This is a genomic window from Bradyrhizobium sp. 6(2017) (assembly GCF_011058295.2).
GTDB classification, from domain to species: Bacteria; Pseudomonadota; Alphaproteobacteria; order Rhizobiales; family Xanthobacteraceae; genus Bradyrhizobium; species Bradyrhizobium septentrionale.
The window spans coordinates 6,589,990-6,605,513 of sequence record NZ_CP049289.2 but is presented as its reverse complement, the minus strand read 5'-3'; the positions used below and the strand labels follow the sequence as shown (position 1 = coordinate 6,605,513).

At 65.1% G+C, this 15,524-nt stretch carries 11 protein-coding genes; 4 read left to right on the top strand and 7 right to left on the bottom strand.

All coding sequences use genetic code 11. The features are described from left to right. Positions 1-8 precede the first annotated feature (8 nt). A complete protein-coding gene (locus G6P99_RS31295; RefSeq protein WP_165124559.1) occupies positions 9-6,068 on the bottom strand; it encodes a negative regulator of septation ring formation in 6,060 nt (2,019 codons plus the stop codon). Between the two features lie 379 nt (positions 6,069-6,447). Between G6P99_RS31295 and G6P99_RS31290 the strand changes: the two genes are divergently transcribed. Further along, the gene (locus G6P99_RS31290) at positions 6,448-6,825 is read left to right on the top strand and encodes an Hpt domain-containing protein (protein WP_029085342.1); all 378 of its coding nucleotides are present in this window, start codon (positions 6,448-6,450) and stop codon (positions 6,823-6,825) included. A gap of 161 nt (positions 6,826-6,986) precedes the next feature. After that, positions 6,987-7,307: a 2Fe-2S iron-sulfur cluster-binding protein gene (locus G6P99_RS31285; RefSeq protein ID WP_029085343.1), complete on the top strand. Its 321-nt coding sequence runs from the start codon at positions 6,987-6,989 to the stop codon at positions 7,305-7,307. A gap of 6 nt (positions 7,308-7,313) precedes the next feature. Here G6P99_RS31285 and G6P99_RS31280 read toward each other — a convergent pair whose 3' ends face one another. Then, on the bottom strand, positions 7,314-7,775 hold the full coding sequence (locus G6P99_RS31280; protein ID WP_029085344.1) for an acyl-CoA thioesterase: 462 nt from the start codon (positions 7,773-7,775) through the stop codon (positions 7,314-7,316). A gap of 163 nt (positions 7,776-7,938) precedes the next feature. Between G6P99_RS31280 and G6P99_RS31275 the strand changes: the two genes are divergently transcribed. Next, positions 7,939-8,967 (top strand): NAD(P)/FAD-dependent oxidoreductase, encoded by a 1,029-nt coding sequence (locus tag G6P99_RS31275; RefSeq protein WP_029085345.1) that lies wholly within the window; start codon positions 7,939-7,941, stop codon positions 8,965-8,967. A 126-nt stretch (positions 8,968-9,093) separates the two neighbouring features. Continuing rightward, positions 9,094-9,669 (top strand): DUF2147 domain-containing protein, encoded by a 576-nt coding sequence (locus G6P99_RS31270; RefSeq protein ID WP_029085346.1) that lies wholly within the window; start codon positions 9,094-9,096, stop codon positions 9,667-9,669. A 9-nt stretch (positions 9,670-9,678) separates the two neighbouring features. Here the strand turns inward: G6P99_RS31270 and G6P99_RS31265 are convergent, their stop codons facing one another. The 5 genes from G6P99_RS31265 to G6P99_RS31245 all read right to left on the bottom strand — a co-directional run bounded on the left by G6P99_RS31265 (position 9,679) and on the right by G6P99_RS31245 (position 15,163). Then, positions 9,679-10,719 carry an ABC transporter ATP-binding protein gene (locus G6P99_RS31265; RefSeq protein ID WP_035978645.1) on the bottom strand — a complete coding sequence of 347 codons (1,041 nt, stop codon included), beginning with the start codon at positions 10,717-10,719 and terminating at the stop codon, positions 9,679-9,681. Beyond that, positions 10,712-11,692, bottom strand: coding sequence for an ABC transporter ATP-binding protein (locus G6P99_RS31260; protein WP_029085348.1), 981 nt, complete (start codon positions 11,690-11,692; stop codon positions 10,712-10,714). Before G6P99_RS31260 ends, G6P99_RS31265 begins: the two co-directional genes overlap by 8 nt. Then, a complete protein-coding gene (locus tag G6P99_RS31255) occupies positions 11,689-12,510 on the bottom strand; it encodes an ABC transporter permease (RefSeq protein WP_029085349.1) in 822 nt (273 codons plus the stop codon). Before G6P99_RS31255 ends, G6P99_RS31260 begins: the two co-directional genes overlap by 4 nt. A 67-nt stretch (positions 12,511-12,577) precedes the next feature. Further along, complete coding sequence (locus tag G6P99_RS31250; protein ID WP_029085350.1) at positions 12,578-13,513, bottom strand: ABC transporter permease; 936 nt, start codon at positions 13,511-13,513, stop codon at positions 12,578-12,580. 60 nt (positions 13,514-13,573) lie between these two features. After that, a complete protein-coding gene (locus G6P99_RS31245) occupies positions 13,574-15,163 on the bottom strand; it encodes an ABC transporter substrate-binding protein (RefSeq protein WP_029085351.1) in 1,590 nt (529 codons plus the stop codon). Positions 15,164-15,524 lie beyond the last annotated feature (361 nt).

The following is a 15,524-nucleotide window of genomic DNA, read 5'->3' as shown; positions in this document are numbered from 1 at the left end:
TCGCTGGCTTACCCCAGCCGTCCCGCGGCATGTGCGAGCAGGGTGTAGACCAGCCCGGTCTCCGAGGTCAGGTGGCCAGCCAGCTCCTGCTGGCCGCGGCCTTCGCGGGCGACTTCGTCGAGCAGCCGCTCGAACTCCGCGATGTAGCGGTCGACCGTCTGCTTGAAGCCGCGGTCGGCGCGGTACTTGCGGGCCACCTCATCGAAGGCCTTCTGGCCGGCCGGGGTGTAGAGGCGCTTGCTGAACGCCTTGTTCTCGCCGCGCTGGTAGCGATCCCACATCTCGGAGGCAAGCGTGCGGTCCATCAGCCGGCCGATGTCGAGCGACAGCGACTCCAGCGGATTGGCAGCCGGCTGCTGCTGCGGACGCGGGCGCTGGGCGTCGCGGCTCGGCTGTGCCGGCGGCGGCGCGTCGCTGCGGTTGAGCAGGTCGGACAGCCAGCCGTCGCCGTTGTTGTTGTTGTTGTTGGGGCTTGCCGGGCTGACCGACGGGGCCTCGGTGCGGCGCGAACTCGCCATGCCGAGATCGGGCGGCGGCAGCGTCGCGGCGCTGTTGCCATTGTCCCGCATCCGGACGTCGCTGCGGCCGCCGGCGGCAGCCATCACCGGCTCCTCCTGGCGGATGCTGGCGCGGTTGGTGCTGACCACGTCGAGCCCGCGGCCATGATGGGCGACGATGCGGTTCAGCTCGGCCAGCGCCTCGATCTGGTCGACGATCACCTTGCGCATCTGCGCGGTGTTCTCGGCCGCCTCCTGCGGCATCTCGAGCACGCCGCGGCGCAGCTCGTTGCGGGTGGCCTCGAGCTCGTTGTGCATCTCGCTCGCCATCTGCTTCATCGCCGTGACCATCGCGGAGAACTTCTCCGTCGAGTCCTTGAACATCGCATCGGTCTCGGCGTTGCTCTGCTGGTAGAGGTCGTTCATGGCATCGACGGTCTGCTGACGCTCGTTCTCGGCCGCCATGCGCACCGCCTCGAACTGCTTGCTGATCGCCGCCGAACCGGCGCCTGCGGTCTCCGCCACCACGCGTGCGATGTCGCGCGCGCGCTCCTCGGCCGCGGCCAGCGATTCATCGAGCAGCCCGGTGAAGCGCGACAGCCGCTGGTCGAGATCGGTGGTGCGCAGGTCGATGGTGGTGACCAGCGATTCCAGCGCCGACTTGCGCTCGCTGACGGAGGCCGTCGTCGAGCGGTTGGCCTGCTCGACCACGGCAGCCGCGTCGATCAGCGCCTTGCCATGGGTCTCGAACTGGCTCGACAGCGCGCCGAGATCCTCCAGCGCCTTGCCGGTCTTGCTGTTGAACACCGTGAGCTGGTCTTCCAGCGTCTGGGTCGCCACGCCGTTGCGCGAGGTGACGTCGTTCATGGCGGACACGAAGTCGGCCACGCGGGTCACCAGCGCGCGCTCCAGCGAGTTGAGGTTGTCGTGGGCGCCGGTCAACACTTCCTGCAGCAGGATGTTGCCCTCGCGCAGCCGCTCGAACAGCGCGACCGTATCGGTGCGCAGGATCTTGCTGGTCTCCTGCATCTCGGTGACGGCCGAGATCGAGACCTGGCGCGACTGATCGATCGCCGCGCGCGAGGCCTGCTCGAGCTCCTTGAGCGACTTCGCCACCGCGCCGGTCGCCTGGTCGCCGGCCGAGGTGATGTTGCGCGCGACATCGCCGCCGTGCGCCGACATCGACTGCGAGAAGGCGAGGCCGCGGGTTTCGATCGCCTTCAGCGCATCCGCAGTGGCGCGATCCATGTCGGTCGCAAGCTGCGTGGTCTTGGCGGTCAGCGCCTCGACCAGCGAGCCGCGGCGGCCGTCGACGATCTGCGACAGACGCTCGGTCTGCTGCTGCACATAGGTGACGATCTCGTCGGTCTTGCCGGTCATCGCCGAGCCGAACGCGCTGGAGGCAGACAGCACCGAGCGCTCGATGTCGGCGGAGGTCGTCTTGACCTTGGTCGAGACCTCGTTGGACATGTTGATCAGGGCGGCCTGCGCGTTCTGCGCCGAGGTCTGGATGTTGTCGGTGGTCTTGGCCGTGACCGCACCCAGCGCGCGCTCGATATCGGTCGAGAGCGTGCGGATCTGGGCGGCGGCATCGGCCGAGGTCGCCGCAAACGAGCTCTGCGCCTCGCGGGCGCTGCCCAGCACGGTCTGCGCGGTCTCCGCGCCGGCCGTGGTCAGCGAGCGCTCGATCTCGGCGGAGATCGCGCGGATCTGGCTTGCGGCCTCGCTGGACGTTGTCACGAACGAGTTCTGGGCGTCGCGGGCGCTGCCCAGGATCGACTGGGCGGTGTTGGTGCCGACCGCCGTCAGGGTGCGCTCGACATCGACGGCCAGCGACTTGACGTGGTTGACGGCGTCCGTCGCCGCGCTGACCAGCGTGTTCTGCGCTTCGCGGGCGCCTGCGGTCAGCGCCTCGGCGGTGCCGCTGCCGGCCATCGACAGCGCGCGCTGGATGTCGGCGGCAAGCGCCGCCACCTGTGTCGCAGACTCGGCGGATGCGCTGACCAGCATGCTCTGGGCTTCGCGCGCACCTGACGTGATCGATTCCGCGGTGGCGGAGCCGGCCATCGAGAGCGAGCGTTCCATATCGGCCGCCAGCGTGCGGACCAGATTGGTGGCCTCGGTGGACGCACCGGCAAGCGTGCTCTGGGCCTCGCGGGCGGAGGTGACGACGGCTTCCGCTGTGGCGGAACCGGCCATCGAGAGCGAGCGCTCGATATCGGCCGACAGGGTGCGGACCAGATTGGTGGCCTCGGTGGACGCACCCGCAAGCGTGCTCTGGGCCTCGCGGGCGGAGGCGACGACGGCTTCCGCGGTGGCGGAACCGGCCATCGAGAGCGAGCGCTCGATGTCGGCCGACAGGGTGCGGACCAGATTGGTGGCGTCGGTGGATGCGCCGGCGAGCGTGCTCTGGGCCTCGCGGGCGGAGGCGACGACGGCTTCCGCGGTCGCGGTGCCGGCGGTCGAGAGCGAGTGCTGCACGTCGGCCGCGAGCGTGCGGACCAAATTGGCGGCTTCGGTGGAGGCGCCGGCAAGCGTGCTCTGGGCCTCGCGGGCGGAGGCGACGACGGCTTCCGCGGTCGCGGAACCCGCCATCGAGAGCGAGCGCTCGACGTCGCTAGCGAGCGACTTCACCTGGCCTGTGACGTCGGTCGAGGTCGCGATCAGGGTGGTCTGGGCCTCGCGCGCACCGGTCATGATCGCTTCGGCGGCGGCAGAGCCGGACATCGACAGCGACTGCTCGACATCGGCGGCGAGCGACTTGACCTGGCTGGCGGCCTCGGCCGAGGCCGAGACCAGCGTGGTCTGCGCGTCGCGGGCGCCCGACAGCACCGAGGCTGCGGTGGCGCTGCCGGCGGCCTGCAGCGTGCGCTCGACATCCTCCGACAGCGCCTTGATCTGGGAGGCGACGTCGCCGGACGCAGAGACCAGTGAGACCTGCGCGTCGCGGGCACTGGTGAGGATCGAATTGGCGGCGCTGGTGCCGACGGCGGTCAGCACGCTCTCGACCTCGGCCGAGCTTTGCTTGAGCTGGTTGCCGACATCAGAGGACACCATGAGCAGCGCCTGCTGCGCGGTGCGCGCGCCGGTCTGGATCGTCTCGCTGGTGTTGACCACGAGGTTGGTCAGCGAGCGCTCGGCGTCCTCGACATGGGACTTGATGCTCGACGACAACAATTCGGCGCGGGACATCAGGTCCTCGCTCGCCTGGCGGCCGCTGCTCTCGATGCGGCCGGCGACGGCCTCGACGCGCGAGCCCAGCAGGTCCTCGAACTGCGCGACGCGGGTGTCGATGTCGCCGGCGATGACGCCGACGCGGCTCTCGATGCCCTGCCGGATATCGGCAAAGCGCGCGGTGATGGTGTCGGTCAGGTTCGAGCTGTGACCACTGATGGTCTCGACGAGGCGAGTGCTGTGACCGTCGATGGTCTCGGCGAGGCGGGTGCTGTGGCCGTTGATGGTGTCGGCAAGCCGGTTGCTGTGGTTGTCGATGGTCTCGGTGACGCCGTTGATACGGTGGTCGACCGCAGCGATCGCCTGCACCGTGCCCTCGGTCAGGGTCGTGGTGAGCAGGCCGAGGCGCGAGTCGATCGACTGGATCGCCTGGGTGGCGCCGTCGGTGAGTTGCGTCGCGAGCGTGCCGAGATGGCCGTCGATGGTGTCGGTGACCGACTTGGCGCGGCTCTCGAAGGTGACTTCGAGCGTCCTCATGCGGCCGTCGATCGTGTCATCCAGCGATTGCAGGCGGCCATCGAACGAGCCGATCCTGCTGGCGAGCGAGGAGTCGAACGACGACAGCTTGTCGTTCAGCGAGGCGTCGAGATTGGTGACGCGGCTGCCGAGCGTGGTCTCGAACTGCAGCAGGCGCTGGTCGAGCGAGGCGGTGATATCGCCGCTATTGGTGGTGACGCGATGGTCGAAGGTGTCGACATAGGTCTTCAGGCTGTCGGCGATGTCCTGGGTGCGCTGCCCCATGCGCTCGACGATATCGCCGCCGAAGGTCTTCACCGTGCGGTCGAATTCCGAGATGTGGCGGGTGATCAGCGCGCCGAGCGTGCCGGAGTCGCGGGCGAATTTCTCGGCGAGCTCGCTGCCGTGGTTCTTCACCAGGTCGTCGAACGCGCTCATCTGCAGCGACAGCGAATCGTGCGCGGTCTCGGTCTGGCCCACCACCTTGGCGACCAGCGAATTGACGGTGACGTCGAGCGCCTCGCTCGCCTTGTCGCCGGACGTCATGATCTGGCCGGCGAGGCGGTTGCCGGCGTCGTCGATCTTGCTGACGAGGTCATTGCTGCGCAGCTCGAGCTCGAGCAGCAGAGAGTCCGCGGAGTTCTTCAGGGAGTCGTGGACCTCTTCGGTGCGGTCGGAGATGCCGTCGACGATCGCAGACGAACGCTGCTCAAACTCGCCGGTGATGCGGTCGACGCGCTCGTTCAGCATCTCGTGGACGCGATCGGCCAGGTCGACGAACTCGTCATGGACGTGGCCGGTCTTGAAGTTGAGGCTGGTGGTGAGCCGCTCGGAGGCGTCCATCACCGCGCGGGTGGTCTCGGCGCTGGCTTCCTCGAGGCGGTCGAGCAGGTCGCCGCCGCGCTCGCCGAGCGCGAGGATCATGTTGTCGCCGGCATGGCTCAGCGCCGTCGTGATGTGCTGGCCGCGCTCTTCCAGTGCGCCGGTGATGCTCTTGGCGACCTCGTCGACGCGCGAGGCGATCGCGTCCGAGATCAGCGCGATGTCGTGGCGCAGATCGATCTGCACGCCGGAGATCGCGCTGCGCACCTGCTCGGCCTGGCCGACCAGATTGTCGCGCTGGTGGGCGATGTCCTGCAGCAGCGCGCGGATGCGCACTTCGTTGTCGGAATAGGCGCGTTCCAGCGCCGCCACTTCGTTGGCAACCAGGGTCTCGAGTTCGCCGGCGCGCGCGATCGCACGCTCGACGCCGTCGCCCATCGCCGCGACCTCGCGGCGGATCGCCTGACCGACCGTCACCATGGAATCGGCGGCGGCGTTTTCCGGCTCGGAGAATCGCATTGCGACCTGCGCCATCGATTGCGCGATCATCTGCATGCGCTGACCGTGCGCGGCGAGGCTGGCGAGATAGTAGAACAGGAGGATCGGCACGGCGAACAGCGCGGCGAGGCCGGCGAGCACCAGCACGCCGGTGCCCTGGGCCATCGAAGCCTGCAGCGCGGGCCAGAACGCGATGGTGAGGATCGCGCCGCCGAGCAGCCAGGCGCCGGAGCAGACGAAGAACAGCGTGAAGGCGTTGCCGGCGGAACGGCCGCCCTGCAACGTCTGCAGCATCTGGCCGATGGTCTCGCGATCATCGTTGGCAGCGCGGCGCGGGGCGCGCGACTCCTCGATCGGCTCGAACGCCGGGCGATCGGCATTCGGACGCTGATCGAACGCAGCTGAAAAATCGGGCGCAGGCGGCGGCAGATTCGGCGGCGCGGCGCCTTCGTTGAGGGGGCTGCGGTTCTCCGCGCCCTGTTCGCTGATATTGAGGGCTTCCTGGATGGCAGAAAGCGCGACTTCGGTGGGATCTTTGACCTTCTTGGGAGTGTTCGCCATGTTCAGTCCAAGCCCTCTCACTATTTTACGCGTCGGCGAGCCTGCGATCGTCCCCACGCAAGCTCGAAGCCGGTGCCCACAAGCGGAGGCAAGCGCCCCCCTCGGCGGCTTGTCCGCTACATCCGCAAACATCCTATTGGCTGAGCGATGCGAATGAAATGCTTGCGATTAATACTTTCTTAATCATCGTTAACAGCTTTGCGCCATAAGGCCTTATGGGTACTCGAAATTCCTGCGTTAGCGCGTCGATTGTGTCCGGAAATTGTCCAGAATGGGGCGGTTTTACCGATCATCCCGACAACAATCCGTTAACCAGTTTCGTGATTGGTTTGGCCAACGCGCCGCCGGCGAGACCGGGCGGAGACGACAGGGACGGGCCATGCCGCTTCATCTCGAACGGATTGAATGGACGCAATCGCCACCGCTCGCGCCCGGCGACGGGCCGATCGACCTCGATCACCTGCAGCGCATGACGCTGGGCGACCGGGGGCTGGAGCGGGAAGTCCTGGCCATGTTCTCGACCCAGTCCGCCCGGATCCTCGGCGAGCTGGCTGCCTTGCCGCCCGAGGCGGCGATCCATGCCCACACCCTGAAAGGATCGGCGCGGGCGATCGGCGCATTCGGCGTCGCCGAGGCCGCCACCCAGCTCGAAACCGCGCTGACCGGCGGTTCCGATCCGGTTCAGCCGCTGGCCGCGCTCGGGGCCGCGATCGCCGAGGCGCGCACGGCGATCGAGCTGATTCTGCGCCGTTCCTAGCCCTACAACGCTTCTACAGCCCGCCGCCGCTGCCTGAGCGCCCGCCCGGGCCGGCCGGCAGGTTTTCGGTCTCCGCGCTAGCGCAGCGCGGATCGACCCGTTATACGACTGCCGGGACCTTTCCAACCATCGTCCGGCGCATTCCGGCAGCACGAGCAATCATGGCCAAAATCCACTTTATCGACCATTCCGGAGAGAAACGCTCCATTGATATCGAGAACGGCGCGACGGTGATGGAAGGCGCGATCCGCAACGCGATTCCCGGCATTGAAGCCGAATGCGGCGGCGCATGCGCCTGTGCAACCTGCCATGTCTATGTCGATGAAGCCTGGCGCGAGAAGGTCGGCGCGCCGTCGCCGATGGAAGAGGACATGCTGGATTTCGGCTTCGACGTGCGTCCGAACTCGCGGCTGTCCTGCCAGATCAAGGTAACCGACGACCTCGACGGATTGGTCGTGTCGACGCCGGAGCGGCAAGCTTAAGGTCCCTTATGCGCCGTCCGGGTTCACACCACGACGGACCCAGCGGCGGAAGTTGTCCTTGACCTCCGCCGGCAGCGGCGTCGGCCTGCGCGTGGCCTCATCGATCATCACCGTGACCGCCTTCGCCGACGCCACGCATCTGCCTTCCGAAAACACCACCTGATCGAAGGTGGTCGACGTCCGTCCGAACTTGACGAGACCGAGCCCGAGCTCGATCTGACCCGGCCAGTGCAACTCGGCGCGGAAATGGATGTCGAGGCGCACCATGATCCAGCCAAGCCCCGACGGCATCAGCCCCATACTGCGGTCTTTCACCAGCGTGACGCGGCCGGTTTCAAAATAGCTTGCATAGACCGCGTTGTTGACGTGCCCGTTCGGGTCGAGATCGGCAAAGCGCACATTGTCGGACAGGCGGTAGGGAAAGTCTTCCAGGCGCAGCGCATCGTCGGCGCGGACAGGGGCGTTCACGAGGGGGATCTCCGTCGGTTTCCCGCCCATACAGCCGAGTTGCGCAGGCTCGGCAAGGGGTTGCCGCGCCAGCCGCTGTCCCTATTATGCATGTCCCGATCCGGCCATACTTGGTTGGGCAGGCGAAAGCCGTCCAGCCGATTTCAACTGAAAAGAAGCGGATATGAGCGAAGTGATCAAAACCGATGTGCTGATTATTGGCGCGGGTCCCTGCGGACTGTTCGCCGTGTTCGAACTGGGTCTGCTCGACATGAAGGTGCATCTGGTCGACATCCTCGACAAGATCGGCGGGCAGTGCGCCGAGCTCTATCCTGAGAAGCCGATCTACGACATTCCCGGCATCCCCTTCGTCACCGGCCAGGGCCTGACCGAGCAGCTGCTGGAGCAGATCAAGCCGTTCAACCCGACCTTCCACCTCAACGAGATGGTCGAGTCGATCGAGAAGATCGGCGATCCCTTGTTCCGCGTGAAGACCGACGCCGGCAACGAATTCGAGTGCAAGGTCGTGGTGATCTCGGCTGGCGGCGGTTCGTTCCAGCCGAAGCGGCCGCCGGTACCCGGCATCGAGGCCTATGAAGGCACGTCGGTGTTCTATGCCGTGCGCAAGATGGAGCAGTTCCGCGACAAGGACATCTTGATCGTCGGCGGCGGCGATTCCGCGCTCGACTGGACGCTCAATCTGCATCCGATCGCCAAGCGCATCACGCTGCTGCACCGGCGCGACGATTTCCGCGCAGCGCCGCACAGCGTCGAGCAGATGCGCGCGCTGGTCGCCGGCGGCAAGATGGATCTGAAGATCGGTCAGGTCACGGGGCTCGAGGGCGCCAATGGCCAGCTCACCGGCGCGGCGCTGAAGGGCAACGACAACGCGCTTTCGACCATTACCTGCGATACGATGCTGCCGTTCTTCGGGCTCACCATGAAGCTCGGCCCGGTCGCGAACTGGGGCGTGGCGCTGGAGAACAATCTGGTACCGGTCGACACCGCGGCGTTCGAGACCAATATTTCCGGTATCTTCGCGATCGGCGACATCAACACCTATCCGGGCAAGCTGAAGTTGATTCTCTCCGGCTTCCACGAGGGCGCGCTGATGGCGCAGAAGGCCCACCGCTACGTGTATCCGGACAAGCGGCTGGTGTTCCAGTACACAACCTCGTCATCGAGTTTGCAGAAAAAGCTTGGAGTGAACTGATTCCACTCCAATAGCGACCAATGCCGGAGGCATCGGCCATGACCTGCGCGGTGCGGGTACTGGAACCCTCCGTGAAATGGCCGTAGTCTGCTGCTATTCGAGTTGTCGATTGATCAGGTGATGACGATGCGGAATACGCTGTCCAGATTTCGGCTGATCGTTGCGATCGCGGCAGCCTTCGCTCTAGCTGCTCCGCTTTCAGCCAGGGCGGCCGACCCATCATCCGCGGCCGGCCTCTGGCAGAAGCTAGTGGACGGCAAGCCCGACGGCTGGTTCCTGGTGATCGACCACAACGGCATCTTCGAGGGCGTGATCGCCAAGATTTTCTCCGATCCGGATGATCCGCCGAATCCGGTCTGCTCGAAATGCACTGACGACCGCAAGAACGCGCCGTGGCTTGGTCTGTCCTTTATTCGCGAAATGAAGCGCGATGGCCTGAAGTACGAGAACGGCAACGTGCTCGATCCTCGTGACGGCAAGATCTACAAGGCCAAGATGACGCTGAGCGCCGATGGACAGACGCTAACCATGCGCGGCTATCTCGGCATCTCGCTGTTCGGCAAGGACGAGGTCTGGACCCGGCTGCCGGATACCGCGATCGCCCAGCTCGATCCCGCGATCGTCGCCAAGTATCTGCCGGCGCAAGCCGCAGCGGTGAAGCCGCCTCCGCCGCCACCACCGCAGCCGTTGAAGAAGCGGTAAGGTCCTCTCTCAGTCTCGATTGAAGGCTGGGGCAGGGTCCGCGAAGGCCCGACCGGCAATCTCTTCAGTTCGCCAGCACCGGACCGCGTGTCCGTCGGGGCGCGTTTCGAGCGATGGCCCGGGCTCGCGGCAGCAGATCGCCTCGGCATAATGACAGCGCGGATTGAACGCACATCCGTCGGGCGGATTGAGCGGACTGGGAGGCTCGCCCCTTGTCGTCGCAAGCGGTGCGCGGCGTAGCGGATCGGGAATCGCGGCGATAAGGGTTTGCGTATACGGGTGCGCCGGTCGTTCGAAGATTTCGCGCCAGCCGCCGGTCTCCACGATGCGGCCGAGATACATGACGGCGACCCGGTCGCTCATGTGCTCGACGACGCCGAGGTCATGGCTGATCATGATGTAGGAGAGACCAAGCGTTTCCTTCAGCTCCAGCAGCAGATTGATGATCTGGGCGCGGATCGAGACGTCCAGCGCCGATACAGGCTCGTCACAGATGACAATCCTGGGATTGAGGATCAGCGCGCGAGCGATGCCGATGCGCTGACGCTGGCCGCCCGAGAATTCATGTGGGTAGCGGCCGGCCTGCTCGGGCCGGAGGCCCACATGCTTGAGCATCGCCTCGACGCGTCCGTCGATCTCGCTCTTGGCCGTCACGCCATGCAGCCGCAGCGGGGCCTCGAGCGTGCGACGAACGGTCTGGCGGGGATTGAGCGAAGCGTAGGGATCCTGAAACACCATTTGGACGATGCGGGCCAATGCCTTTCGATCGATCGATTGCCGCCCGGTCACGACCTGCCCGTCCAGCACGATGCGGCCGCGCGTCGGCGGCAGCAGGCCAAGTATCGAAAGCGCGACCGTCGACTTGCCGCAACCGGATTCGCCGACCAGACCGAGGCATTCACCGCGCTTCAGTTCGAGATCGATGCCGTCGACGGCACGCAGCAGCCTCCGGCCGCCGCCCTGGAATCCGCCACCAATCGGAAAATGGACCGCGAGATCCTCCACGCTGAGGATGACATCGTCGCCGGACCCTTGCGCAGGTTCATGCATGGTGATGGCACCTGACAAATCCGTCTTCCCCGAGCAGTGTCATCTCCGGCGCGGTGGTCCGGCAAATCTCGGTCGCTTGCGCGCAACGTGGATTGAACCGGCAACCCGCGGGGAAATCCGCAATCGCCGGGACGACGCCCGCGATCTCCTTCAGCCTGCTACGGCCGAGTGCCGCACGCGTGCCGAGCCGCGGCAACGCGTCGACCAGACCTTGCGTGTAGGGATGCGCGCATGCACGGAAGACATCGTCCGAGCCGCGCTCCTCGACGATGCGGCCGGCATACATGACGGCGACGCGGCGGCAGAGGTTGGCGACCAGGCCGAGATCGTGACTGATCATCAGGATCGCAGTGCCTCTCTCGGCACATAGATTCCGCATCAGCTCGATGATCTCCGCCTGCACGGTCACGTCAAGCGCGGTGGTCGGCTCGTCGGCGATCAGAAGGTCCGGTCCGCATGCGAGTGCGATGGCGATCATCACCCGCTGACGCATGCCGCCCGAAAGCTGGTGTGGGTAATCCTTCACCCGTCGCTCGGGCGCGGGGACGCGGACGCTGGCCAGCGCCTCGACAGCCAGCTGGTCGGCTTCGCGCCAGCTCTTGCCCTGGTGCAGCACGAACATCTCCGCGATCTGCCGTCCAACGGGCGAGACCGGGTTGAGCGCCGTCATCGGCTCCTGGAAGATCATGGCGATGCGATTGCCGCGCAGCACGCGTTGTTCGGCGGCCGTAAGTCCCTGGATCTCGCGGCCCTCAAATCGGATGGCGCCGGCGCCGATCGAAAGCGGCCGGCGCAACAGGCCGATCAAGGCGAGCGCCGAGATGCTCTTGCCGCAGCCGGATTCGCCGACCAGGCCGAATGTCTCGCCACGATCGATGCGGAATGAAACGCCCTCGACCGCCGCAACCCGGCTGGACCCGTTGTCGAGGTCGATACGCAGGTTCTCGACTTCGATCAAAGGAGGGGGCGTCATGTGCGCCGGCTCCGCGACTGTGGATCGAGAATGTCACGCAGGCCATCGCCGAGCAGATTCAGGCCGAGCACCGTCAGGAAAATCGCGAGGCCGGGGAAAACCGACAGCCACGGCGCCGTGGTGATCTGGTCTCGGGCCTCCGAGAGCATGCTGCCCCAGCTTGGAAAGGGCGGGCGGATTCCGAGGCCCAGGAACGAAAGCGAGGCTTCGGCCAAGATCGCGCCGCCCATGCCCAGCGTAGAGATGACGATGATCGGTCCGAGCATGTTCGGCAGCAGCTGCGTGATCATGATGCGCAGATCGCCGTAGCCCAGCACTTTTGCCGCCTGCACATAACCCTGGCTCTTGAGCGACAGCGCCGACGCCCGTGCGATCCGGCAGGAGAACGACCAGTTGGTCAGCCCGAGCGCGATCAGGAGGCTGGTCAGGCCGGGCCCAAGCACCGCCATGATGGCAAGCGCGAAGATCAGCGAGGGAATTGCGAGCATGAGATTGGTCAGCCCGTTGACCACGTCGTCCCACCAGCCGCCCCAATAGCCCGCGGTCAGGCCCAGTGTCACGCCGATCACGCTGTTGGCGAGCTGCGAGACGATGCCGACCGTCAGCGAGATGCGCGCACCGTACAAGACGCGGGAGTAGATGTCGCGGCCCTGCGCGTCGGTGCCGAACCACCAGATCCAGCTCGGCGGCTCCTCCGCATTCAAGAGGTTGGCATCCATGACGGGATCGGTATGCGCCAGCCAGGGCGCAAACAGGCCGACGAAGACCGCAAGCGCGAACAGCGCCCCGCCGACGATGAGACTGGTTCCGAGCTTCATCGTGGCAGCTCCGCCGAGACAGGCGGTACGCTCAATCGCGCGCAGCCGTGAGAGAGCCGACCGGCGCTCATGCGTATCTGATCCTCGGATCGATCACGGCATAGGCCACGTCGATCAACGTATTGACCGCGAGAAAGAACAGCACCACCACGAGAATGGAGCCCTGGACGGTGGGAATATCGCGCTGCAGGACACTGTCGACGAGCAGTGAGCCGATGCCGGGCCACGAGAACAATTTCTCGACCACGACCGCCTGTCCCATCAACGCGCCGAATTGCAGGCCAATGGTCGTGAGAATGATCACGAGCGCATTGCGCAGCACATGCCATTTCACGACCCGGGTCTCGCTCATGCCCTTCGAGCGCGCGGTCCGCACGAAATCCGCGGTCATGATCTCGAGAACCGCGGCGCGCGTCGTCCGTGCCAGCAACGCCATCGGCGAGACGCCGAGCGTCACGGCAGGCAGGATCAGATATTTGAGCCCGCCATCGCCATAGCCGAAACTCGGCAGCCAGCCGAGCTTCAACGCAAACAGGTACATCAGCAGCAGCCCGAGCCAGAATTTCGCCATCGACAGGCCCGACACCGCCACGACCATCGAGACCGTGTCGACGATGCCGCCCGGCCGCAGTGCCGCGATGAAACCGAGCGGTACCCCGACCACAATTGCAAACGTCATGGCTGCGAATATCAGTTGCAGCGTCGGCCACATCCGTTTGGCGATCATGGTGGTGACGGGCTCGCGCGTCCGGAACGACGTCCCGAAATCGCCTGTCGCGAGCCTCGAGATATAGGAGCCGAAGCGGATGTAGACGGGATCGTCGAGGCCGAGCTGCTTTTTCATGCGCTCCACGACCTGCGGGTCCGTCGGCCCTCTGCCGTCATCGCCCATGCTCGATACGATGCTGCCCGGAACGACGCTGAACAGCACAAAGATCACCAGCACGACGGCCAGCACGGTCGGAATGGTTTGCAGGATTCGACGGATCAGGAAGGCGAGCATTGGACGTTTTCCTCCCTCCCTCCATCAGTCCCTGCGATGGAGGGAGGGCGAGAGCACATGTCACTTCGCGGGCGAGGTCTCGTCGACCCAGAGGTCTTCGACGTTCTGGTGGGTCAGTTCGGTGGCGTTCAACTGGATCCCCTTGAGCCACGGCTGCACCGCCATGACCGCCTTGTTGTAGTTGAAGAACCAGACCGGCGCTTCGTCATAGAGCAGCGCATTGGCCTTCTGCAGCAGTTGGCCCCGCTTGGCGGCGTCATCGGTCTGCCCGGCCTCATCGATCAGCTTGTCGAAGTCCGCGTTCTTGAAGCTCATGTAGTTGCAGGCTGATTGCGGCGTCGCCGAGTGGAAGCATTTGAGGGCCGCCTGGGGATCCGGGCCGGTCGACTGGGAATAGACATAGGCCTGGAAGTCGCCCTTGCGAATGACTTCCGACAACACCGCGGTCTCGACCTGCTTGACCTTCACCTTGATGCCGACTTTGTCCAGCATCGGGATAATGGCCTCGACGATCGGCAGGCCCCAGCTTTCATTCTGGCTGGTCGTCCATTCGAATTCGAAGCCGGAGGGATAACCTGCGTCCGCGAGCAACTGCTTCGCCTTCGCAGGATCGTAGGCATAGGGCTTCATGGTCTTGTCGTAGAACGGCGACGTCAGGGGCAGCCAGCTTGTGGCGCGATAGGCCTTGCCCTTGACCAGTTTCTTGATGATCAGATCGGTATCGATCGCATGGTTGATCGCCTGCCGGACCCGCTTGTCGGAGAACGGTTTGAATGCGGGATTCATCCCCATGTAACGCGTGAAGACTTCGGCGACTTCGACGATGGTGCCCTTGAGATCGGGGTCGGCCTGATAGGCGACATACTGCGCGGGCCCGAGCACCGAGGTGTCGATTTCCTTGTTGCGGAAGGCGACATCGCGCGCCGCGGCTTCGCCCATCAGCGACACGATGAGCTTGTCGGCGTACGGCTTGCCGGGCTTGTAGAACTTGTCCCACCGCTCAAGCACGACGCGCGATCCCGGCACGTGCTCGACGAATTTGAAGGGGCCGAGACCGATCGGCTTCTGCAGGAAGCCCTCCTTCGCGGCCTCGTCGGCGGGATAGATCGAGGTCAGCGCGGTGAAGAAGTAGAAGCCCGGATCGACCTTCTCGGTCAGCTTCATCTCGAGCGTGAAGTCGTCGATCTTCCTGAGGCCGGATATCTCCTTGGCCGCTCCATTCTCGACCGCGGCCGCGCCCTCGATCACGCGGACAAAACGCGCGCCGGGATAGGCCTTGCTGCCGTCCATGATGCGATTGTAGCTCCAGATGACGTCATCGGCCGTCATCTTGCGACCGTGATGGAAATACGCGTCGTCGCGCAGCTTGAAGGTATGGACCAGACCTCCGCCGGAGACGATGTCCTCCTTGGCCAGTTCCAGCACCGGCTTGCCTTCGGCGGAATTCCAGATGTAGAGCGAACGATGCAGGGCTTTGGCGTAGATCTCGTCCTGGGCGCGCTGCGTCGTATGGATGTCCATGCTGGTGAAACTTGAGCCATAGGGCGCCGTCATCCGAATGGTACCGCCCTTGCGCGGTGTCTGGGCCTCCGCCGCGGCGGATAGTGCCAGTGCCAAACCTGCCACTATCGCAATCTGCTTGAACATCATGCTTCTCCAAACGGGAGTATTGATCAGCAAGTTGACCACTCGCAGCACGTCAAGCGCAAGCAAACGTTGATGGCGATCGGGTCCAATACGTGTGCAGCCTCAAAGCGAGCGCGCGGACAACCATCGGGGGCGGCGTGCGGTGCGCCATCCGGTTCGAAATGTCGCTCGCAAGGTGACCAGGGCGCGTGTCGAATGAATAGGGGCAGGGCGCGGAAGTTGATATCCAGGGTTGCATCGGCAGGATGCTCGCTGGAATTGATTCAATCGCACTCAGCCCTAGTCCATAGTTTGCGTGGGGGCTGTAAGTAATTGCGATTGAATGAATTTTAGTTCTGCGCCGAATTCATGAAGGTCGTTCGTT

What these genes read in the sequence shown, in the direction of transcription:
- G6P99_RS31285 (WP_029085343.1), top strand. Translation starts at nt 6,987, where the DNA reads ATGGCCAAAATCCACTTTATCGACCATTCCGGAGAGAAACGCTCCATT.
- G6P99_RS31275 (WP_029085345.1), top strand. Translation starts at nt 7,939, where the DNA reads ATGAGCGAAGTGATCAAAACCGATGTGCTGATTATTGGCGCGGGTCCC.
- G6P99_RS31290 (WP_029085342.1), top strand. Translation starts at nt 6,448, where the DNA reads ATGCCGCTTCATCTCGAACGGATTGAATGGACGCAATCGCCACCGCTC.
- G6P99_RS31265 (WP_035978645.1), bottom strand. Translation starts at nt 10,719, where the DNA reads ATGCATGAACCTGCGCAAGGGTCCGGCGACGATGTCATCCTCAGCGTG.
- G6P99_RS31295 (WP_165124559.1), bottom strand. Translation starts at nt 6,068, where the DNA reads ATGGCGAACACTCCCAAGAAGGTCAAAGATCCCACCGAAGTCGCGCTT.
- G6P99_RS31245 (WP_029085351.1), bottom strand. Translation starts at nt 15,163, where the DNA reads ATGATGTTCAAGCAGATTGCGATAGTGGCAGGTTTGGCACTGGCACTA.
- G6P99_RS31250 (WP_029085350.1), bottom strand. Translation starts at nt 13,513, where the DNA reads ATGCTCGCCTTCCTGATCCGTCGAATCCTGCAAACCATTCCGACCGTG.
- G6P99_RS31270 (WP_029085346.1), top strand. Translation starts at nt 9,094, where the DNA reads ATGCGGAATACGCTGTCCAGATTTCGGCTGATCGTTGCGATCGCGGCA.
- G6P99_RS31260 (WP_029085348.1), bottom strand. Translation starts at nt 11,692, where the DNA reads ATGACGCCCCCTCCTTTGATCGAAGTCGAGAACCTGCGTATCGACCTC.
- G6P99_RS31255 (WP_029085349.1), bottom strand. Translation starts at nt 12,510, where the DNA reads ATGAAGCTCGGAACCAGTCTCATCGTCGGCGGGGCGCTGTTCGCGCTT.